Annotated in this window: 10 protein-coding genes and 1 pseudogene; 8 read left to right on the top strand and 3 right to left on the bottom strand. The window is 49.2% G+C overall.

Going from position 1 to position 7,528, the window contains the following annotated elements; all coding sequences use genetic code 11:
• The 8 genes and pseudogenes from BWK47_RS06440 to BWK47_RS06405 all read left to right on the top strand — a co-directional run.
• Positions 1-84 (top strand): annotated as a pseudogene (locus BWK47_RS06440) (IS5/IS1182 family transposase); the annotation flags it as partial.
• 115 nt (positions 85-199) lie between these two features.
• A complete protein-coding gene (locus BWK47_RS06435) occupies positions 200-448 on the top strand; it encodes a hypothetical protein (RefSeq protein ID WP_162328026.1) in 249 nt (82 codons plus the stop codon).
• A 97-nt stretch (positions 449-545) separates the two neighbouring features.
• Complete coding sequence (locus BWK47_RS06430) at positions 546-1,106, top strand: phycobiliprotein lyase (RefSeq protein WP_162328025.1); 561 nt, start codon at positions 546-548, stop codon at positions 1,104-1,106.
• Positions 1,107-1,156: 50 nt separating this feature from the next.
• Positions 1,157-2,083: a serine hydrolase gene (locus tag BWK47_RS06425; RefSeq protein ID WP_162328024.1), complete on the top strand. Its 927-nt coding sequence runs from the start codon at positions 1,157-1,159 to the stop codon at positions 2,081-2,083.
• A gap of 9 nt (positions 2,084-2,092) precedes the next feature.
• Positions 2,093-3,448, top strand: coding sequence for a H(+)/Cl(-) exchange transporter ClcA (clcA, locus tag BWK47_RS06420; protein WP_162328023.1), 1,356 nt, complete (start codon positions 2,093-2,095; stop codon positions 3,446-3,448).
• Between the two features lie 162 nt (positions 3,449-3,610).
• Complete coding sequence (locus BWK47_RS06415; RefSeq protein WP_237269998.1) at positions 3,611-4,171, top strand: sigma-70 family RNA polymerase sigma factor; 561 nt, start codon at positions 3,611-3,613, stop codon at positions 4,169-4,171.
• Complete coding sequence (locus BWK47_RS06410; protein WP_237269880.1) at positions 4,161-4,547, top strand: hypothetical protein; 387 nt, start codon at positions 4,161-4,163, stop codon at positions 4,545-4,547. Before BWK47_RS06415 ends, BWK47_RS06410 begins: the two co-directional genes overlap by 11 nt.
• A gap of 45 nt (positions 4,548-4,592) precedes the next feature.
• Positions 4,593-5,099, top strand: coding sequence for a Spy/CpxP family protein refolding chaperone (locus BWK47_RS06405; RefSeq protein WP_237269877.1), 507 nt, complete (start codon positions 4,593-4,595; stop codon positions 5,097-5,099).
• Positions 5,100-5,107: 8 nt separating this feature from the next.
• Here the strand turns inward: BWK47_RS06405 and BWK47_RS06400 are convergent, their stop codons facing one another.
• The 3 genes from BWK47_RS06400 to BWK47_RS06390 are packed head-to-tail and all read right to left on the bottom strand — an operon-like array spanning position 5,108 to position 7,503.
• A complete protein-coding gene (locus BWK47_RS06400; protein WP_204250478.1) occupies positions 5,108-6,574 on the bottom strand; it encodes a deoxyribodipyrimidine photo-lyase, 8-HDF type in 1,467 nt (488 codons plus the stop codon).
• Between the two features lie 24 nt (positions 6,575-6,598).
• Positions 6,599-7,075 carry a ribosomal protein S18-alanine N-acetyltransferase gene (rimI, locus tag BWK47_RS06395; protein ID WP_162328019.1) on the bottom strand — a complete coding sequence of 159 codons (477 nt, stop codon included), beginning with the start codon at positions 7,073-7,075 and terminating at the stop codon, positions 6,599-6,601.
• Positions 7,075-7,503 (bottom strand): hypothetical protein, encoded by a 429-nt coding sequence (locus BWK47_RS06390; RefSeq protein WP_162328018.1) that lies wholly within the window; start codon positions 7,501-7,503, stop codon positions 7,075-7,077. The genes rimI and BWK47_RS06390 overlap by 1 nt, the downstream gene beginning before the upstream one ends.
• Positions 7,504-7,528 lie beyond the last annotated feature (25 nt).

The following is a 7,528-nucleotide window of genomic DNA, read 5'->3' as shown; positions in this document are numbered from 1 at the left end:
AAAGATTATGAATATTTACCTACCACCAGTGAGACAATGCTCTATGTTGCCATGGTTCATCTCATGCTTCAAAGGCTTGCTTAAAACTTTTCAAACACTTTCTAAAACTTGCTCCTTTACCCGATCGTTAGATACTCTGTTTAGGTAGCAAAAGCGTAGCAGCGTTACCCATTGTTTTAAAGTATTGAAGGAATTTCTGATGACCTCTGACAACACCGATCCCAAACAACATTCATCTTTAAAAGTTATCTATCGTTTTTTGGGAGGGGCTGCAGTTGGCACCCTTGTACTGCTAGCTCCTGTGACATATTCGAAGTTTGACAATTTTGGACTTGTTCAAGTAGGTGTTGCATCATTGCTAGTTACATTATGTGGCTTACTGTCAATTGTTTGGGGTGAAAAATTTATTGACGTGGTAATGCGAATGCTGAATGGTACTGGTCTCTAGGCGAGTGCAATCAGGTAGTTTATTTAGACTAACTGCTGGGTTGTTAACACTAATTTCCGCAGATCCCCTGCCATCGATTCACCCCCGATAGCCTAAAATGAAGCCTGTTGCCCCAAGAAGCTTTTTCGCTATGGATTTTTTGGAATTTATCACCGCCTGGGAAGGAAAATGGCTTTCCCAACGTACTAATTATAGTTTTGAGCAAAATGAAGCGGGCAATGCCAAATCCGATGTGACGGTGCAAAGGTGGGATAGTCAAACTGAGCTAGGGCGATCGCTCCTGGAGCGGGCCGGGTTAAAAAATCAAGGGGAGTTAATCCTGCTACAACTGAGTTGGGATAATTCCGTAGACTGGGGCAAGTCCAAACAAAAGGGCACCATCTATTATGGCTTTTTACCCGATGCTGACCATGGCGATCGAGGCCAACTGTGGCGGGGAAGCGCTGATTTGAGCATGGCTTTCCTGAAGGGTGATTATCATTTAGGTTCTGATGAATGTTTGACCCTAAATCTAGGGGATGGGGAGACTAGTTTAACGGAAAGGCATTGGTATGCTAGTCCTAATCTCCGACTCCGCACCAGTTTGATCCAGCAGGGAGAAGGTTATAGTCATAGTGCCTTCTATTCTGATATTCGTCGTTTGCCTCCGGCAGAGTAACAGTTATCAAGTACAGGTAATAATTATCCTCAACCCGAACCGATTATTCCATGGCATTTTTTAAAGAAGACCCGGCTTTGGGGGATATGGCCCAGGCTATTCTCGAAACTACTTGGCAAACTTTCCCCCAACTTCAGCGGGATCAAATTGCCTTGACTTGGTTGGTTTATAACGCTCCAGTGGTGGTTAATACCGGAGGGGCGATCGCCGCCAATGAGTTTTGGCAATATCCGGTGCGGGGTTTTAGTTATCGGGGCATTGAACGTATTTATCCCGCCAGTGTGGTGAAATTGTTTTACCTGGTGGCCATGGCGGAATGGTTGGAAGGAGGCATGGTGAAAGATTCCCCGGAGTTGGACCGGGCCGTGCGGGATATGATTGTGGACTCCAGCAACGATGCCACTAGCTTAGTGGTGGATATACTCACTGGCACCAGCAGTGGGCCCATGTTACCCCCCGGACCCTTTGAAACTTGGCAGCAACAACGCAACATTGTGAACCGTTATTTTCAATCCTTGGGCTGGGAGGAGTTGCAGAATATTAATGTCAACCAAAAGACCTGGGGTGATGGTTACTATGGCCGGGAAAGGGCCTTTGTGGGGGAACTTTACGAACAGCGCAACATGTTAACCACCAATGCTGTGGCCAGGTTATTGCACAGTATCATTGGCGGGGTGGCGGTGTCCTCAACCCGTTCCCAACAAATGATGCAATTACTTAAACGAGATTTAACGGCCGCTCCGGCTCCTTTGGGGGAAGATAACCAAATTACCGGTTTTCTCGGTGAACCATTGCCTAAAAATGCCCAAATGTGGTCTAAGGCCGGTTGGACCAGCCAGGTGCGCCATGATTGTGCCTACATTGAAATTCCCCACCAGAGTCCCTATCTTTTGGTGGTGTTCACGGAAAATTCTGCCCTCGCTGGCAATCGCCGCCTATTGCCGTTTATTTCCCAAGCCTTTGCCAATGCCCACTAAACCAGAGCCATGGCTGCCGATTTTGAAACCTCTAATCGACGCTGGTTAGATAAACTTCCCAGGAATTTAACCGATAGCGCCCGTTCTCTCCATCCCCGTACCCTTGTGGCGGCCATTGTGGTGGGGCTGATTACAGGTGCATTGGGGGCCGGTTTTAAATCCGCTGTGAACAATATGCTCCAGTGGCGATCACAATTAGCACAAATACTTGCCCCCATACCGCCCTTGGCTTGGCTGGTCACCGCTCTGATCAGTGGTGGCATGGTAGCCCTCAGCTTTTGGTTAATGAAACGTTTTGCCCCGGACACCAGCGGCAGTGGTATTCCCCAAATTGAAGGGCATTTGGAAGGGAAACTTCCCCTGGTCTGGCAGAGGGTCTTGCCTATCAAATTAGTGGGGGGATTTTTATCCTTGGGAGCTGGTATGTTGGCAGGATTTGAAGGGCCAACGATTCAAATGGGGGGAAGCATTGGCCAGATGACTGGGGGTTGGTTCAAGGCAACTCAAGAGAATCAACGAATTTTAATTGCAGTGGGAGCCGGGGCCGGTTTGGCCACCGCTTTTAATGCGCCCCTGGCAGGGGTAGCTCTGATTGGGGAAGAAATGCATCCCCGTTTTCGTAGTCAAACCTTAGCGTACCATAGCCTACTATTTGGCTGTGTGATGGCCACTATTATTCTCAGAATGATTCGAGGGCAGTCCGCCATCATCAGCTTGACTGAGTTTAAACGGGTTCCCCTGGATTCCCTCTGGATGTTCATTATTTTGGGGATTTTATTTGGGGTGATGGGTTATGCCTTCAACCGGGGTCTATTCAAAGTACTGGACTGGTTCGATCGCCTGCCGCCCCTAGCAACTAAATGGAAAGGGTTTTTGCTCGGTTCCATCATTGGTATTTTGTCCCTATTTCCCCTACCCCTCACCGACGGGGGAGACAATGCAGTGCTCTGGGCTTTTAACAGTCAATCCCATTTTTCTACACTCATACTGGTGTTTTGTGGCAGATTTTTGTTAACCCTGATCTGCTACGGCTCCGGGGCAATTGGCGGTATTTTTGCCCCCATGTTGGGCATTGCTTCCATTGCTAGCGTTGCCATGGCGAGACATTTCCATTTACTCTTTCCCAGTCAAATTCCTGAACCCGCTGTAATGGCGATCGCCGGCATGGGAGCTTTAGTAGCGGCAACGGTGCGGGCTCCGTTAACAGCAATTCTGTTAACCATAGAAATGACCGACAACTATTTTGTTATTTTGCCGCTGTTGGTCACCTGCCTAGTGGCCAGTGTGGTGGCGGAAGCATTGGGGGGTAAACCCATTTATACAGTCTTGCTAGAAAGAACTTTAGCCAAACAAAACCATAGCTAAGATCTATATTCTTTACCCCAATTCTTTTAGTGAAGGAAAATCTGGCCTCCCCTTTGAACCTTGGGTAAACCAGCGGGGTCTAAACCCCCGTAACCGCCAAAGAGGTAGGTTTTGTTGGTTAAGCCCTTAGTCAATCCAGCGGTGGAAGAAAACGAAGCTAGCATGATCCAGCAAAGTCAGCAGGGTGATGCTGAGGCCTTTCGTCAACTTTATCGTCGGTACCAGGCTAAAGTCCGCTCCACCCTTTATCAACTTTGTGGACAGCATCAACTCGATGATCTAGTTCAGGAGGTCTTTTTCAAAGTGTGGAAAGGATTGCCCAAACTCCGCAATCACAGTTTTTTTGCCACCTGGCTTTATCGCATTACTTGGAATGTGGCCCAGGATGCCCGTAAACAATTGGGGCGATCGCGCCAACGGATTCATCAACCCAGTACTGCCTTAGCCGACAACGAAGGGGAAATATCCCTGCAATTGTCTCGGCCCGAGGACAGTCCCGATCTGTTGCAACTCCATTACCAGGATTTGGTGCAGCAAGGCTTGGCTACCCTCAGCTTTGAGCATCGCACGGTGTTGGTGCTCCACGATCTGGAGGATTTGCCCCAAAAGACCATTGCGGAGGTACTAAATTTGCCTGGGGGTACTATCAAATCCCGTTTATTCTATGCTCGGCGGGCCATGCGGGAATTCTTGCAGCAACAGGGAGTTCAAGATGTCTTTTAACCCTTTTAATACCGATCGAGAGACAAAACTGAAGCACTTTTTGCAGGCCCATCGCCCAGGGGTTCCCGCTCCCTCGCCGGCACTAGAGGAGCAGATTTTGCAACGGATCAAGCAATGTCCCCGCCGTTCCTTGACCTCTAGTTTGTCTTGGCAATGGCTGGGGGGAGGAGTTCTACTCTTCGGCCTAGTGGGGGCAGGGCTTTTCGGTTGGCGATCGCCGATGCAAACAGCTGAAGAACCGAACATGGCGGAACTGGAAGCTTTTCTCCAGGAAACTTGGTCTGGTTCCATCTACCCCGACAGTGTCAATGGCGTGGAATCCTCCGATGGTGCAAATCAGGATTGGTGGTTACTAAGCGATCCCCCGCGGGAATAAAACATCTTGTACTTTTCAGTCAATTTTCTGAGGAACTTGCTCATCATGAAAAACATTATTATCGTCGGTCTGCTCGGTGGTCTAGCTTGTACTGTAAGTACCATGCCCGCCATGGCCCAAAATCAAAATCTGGATTTACATTGGCAAAGTGGTGATGCCAGCGAACAGTTGCTAGCCCAATGGGGCTGGGGCAACAAAAAAGGTGGCCAGGGTCAGTGGATGGAATCCCTTGATTTAACCGATAGTCAAAAACAACAACTGGAAGCTATTCGCCAAAAATATCAAGGCCAAATGCAATCTCTGTCGGAGCAAATGCGTACTAGCCAAAATGAATTACGCACTCTGATGTCTGGTAATGGCAGTGACAGCGAAATCCGCGCTAAACACAACCAGGTGGCCAATTTGAGGCAACAACTGGGGGAACTGCGCTTCAACAGCATGTTAGAAAGCCGTCAAGTATTGACCCCGGAACAACGGCAAAAATTTTCCCAATTAATGCAGGAGCGTCGCAATAATCGTCAAGGCCGCCGGGGCATGGGCAATCAACAATAAATCAGGGATTATTTGACCAACTGATAACGTCGTTTAAATTCCCTTTGTTGCTGATTGTGGTCCACCACCGGGTCTGGATAATTGACCGATCGCCGTGACCTGGGGGTGAGCTTACCGGTTAACAAATCTCCCGTGTCAAAGCGGGCCAACTGGGGCAACCAGGTGCGGATATATTCCCCGTCCGGGTCAAACTTCTGGGCTTGGGTATGGGGGTTAAAAATCCGTAAAGGTTTGGGGTCCATGCCGCTGGAAGCACTCCACTGCCAGCCCCCATTGTTAGCCGCTAGGTCGCCATCGTAGAGGGTCTGCATAAAATACAGCTCTCCCCATTGCCAATTAAGAATTAAATCCTTGGTCAAAAAACTAGCCACAATCATGCGGCAACGATTGTGCATCCAGCCGGTTTGATTCAACTGAGCCATGGCTGCATCAATGATCGGGTAACCAGTTCTGCCTTCGCACCAGGCTTGGAAATAGTCTTGGTTTTCCTCCCAGGGAAATTCCTGAAACGGCGATCGGTAAGATCCCTGGGCCAAGGCAGGAAAGCTGTAGAGGCAATGTTGGTAAAATTCCCTCCAGGCCAATTCCTGTTGCCAGGTTTCAATGCTAGCCCGGGCTTCTTCACTGCGGCTTTGTTCCCACGCTTCTAAGCTATTCTGCCACAGGGTCCGGGGGGAAATCACACCAAATTTAAGGGCAGCACTCAGTTGAGAAGTACCATCAAGGGCAGGAAAGTTGCGGGTTTGTTGATATTCTCCCAGCACATTAGCCACAAACCAGGCCAATCTTTGCTCAGCCGCTTCTTCCCCCGGTGTTAATGGGAGGGGTTGGTCCCAGATAAAACCTAAATCCGCTAACTGGGGTATGGCCAGGGGCTCTAAAGGATCTAATTTTTCCTTTTCCGTTGGACTTAAACCCTGTAAATCCTTAGGCGTGGGTACCGGACTTGTTTTGGGAAGTTGGGACCAATTTTTCCAAAAGGGAGTGTAAACCGTGTAGGCATTGCCCGCTTGGGTCAGCACTTCCCCTGGGTGATGCATGAGCTGATCCCATTCCGTGGCGATCGCCAAACCCCTTTCCCTTAGGGCCTGGGCCACTACTAAATCTCGCTTTTGGGCGTAGGGTTCCGTGTCTAAAGTCCAAGTAACACCGTGGGCACCTAAGGTATTGGCCAATTTGGGCAACAACTGCACCGGATCTGCTTGGAAAACCAACAACTCACTACCGAAGCGCTGGTAATGATCCTGTAAAGATTGTAGGCAACCGAGCAGGTAAGCCACCCGGGCCGGAGCCATATCTTCCGCTTGCAGAATTTTGTTATCCAGACAAAAGACACCGACAATTTTGGCAGTTTTTTGCCGGGCCTTGGCCAAAGCTAAATGATCATTAAGGCGTAAATCCCGGCGGTGCCACAGCAAAATTAGGGGATGGTCAGACTGGTCAGACATGGGAAAAAAAATCAACTGCCTCCCCATTGTGCCGTTTTCCCTAGCTTGTTACTAGGCAGGGGAGCTCAAATGGTTTTTCCAGAGAATTAGGGCATCCTCCCCATCGGGGTAATAACGTTTTCTGCACCCCGCCAACTGAAACCCAAATTGATGGTAAAGATCCATGGCAGCCTGATTGGATGCCCTCACTTCCAAAGTAGCCCTTTCCAATTGTCGGTGTTCCGCCGTTGCTAAGAGGTTCTGAAGAAGGATTTTTCCCAATCCCTGCCGGCGATGGGCCTGGGCCACAGCTAACAAAGTGATGTGGGCTTCTTCTAAAATTTGCCAAAATGCCCCCATGGCCACCAAGTCCCCCCTGGCTGTTAAACGAATTCCCAACAGAACACTGTGGTCACTGTCCCATTCCCGCTCGTAACCCGCTAACGTCCACATGCCCCCCAAACATTGCTGGTCTAACTGGGCAAACTGGGGCAGTTCTTCCCTGTGGGGCCAAAAAAGATCATATTTGGGGCCCAGAAGCGAAACCATCAAGTTTTTACCTGCTCTTGCAGTTTTAATTCCAATTCTTTCAGTTGTTGCCGTTGGGTTTCCAGCTCAATTTGTCGCTTAGTCAAATCTAGATTTTTAGCAGCCATTTCCTGACGCCAAGCTTCTACCCTCCTCTTTTCCTGTTTTACCAAAGAGGAAAGAGCTTGATCCGAGGAAAAACCATTGGCATTGGGGACAATTTCCAAAATTTCCAGTAGCCAGTCCAGCCCATCCCGAATTTGTTCTACTTGCTGGTCGGCATCGGTTTGAACCAACACCAAAGACCCCTCAGTCCAATGGTCTGGGTTGCCCAGGGGCAGGGTAAAGTTGCTCCTTTGCCAACACCGATGATTCTGGCAACTGGCCAAAACCATTAGTTGATGACAATTTTCCTGTGGGTCAATGGTAATTTGGGCAAGGTGTAACATTGTTTTCCCCGGCTCGGGCCCATAG

It is taken from the genome of Synechocystis sp. CACIAM 05 (assembly GCF_010222815.1).
Classification (GTDB): domain Bacteria; phylum Cyanobacteriota; class Cyanobacteriia; order Cyanobacteriales; family Microcystaceae; genus Synechocystis.
The sequence above is the reverse complement of the archived record's forward strand: the minus strand, read 5'-3'. Positions and strand labels throughout refer to the sequence as shown.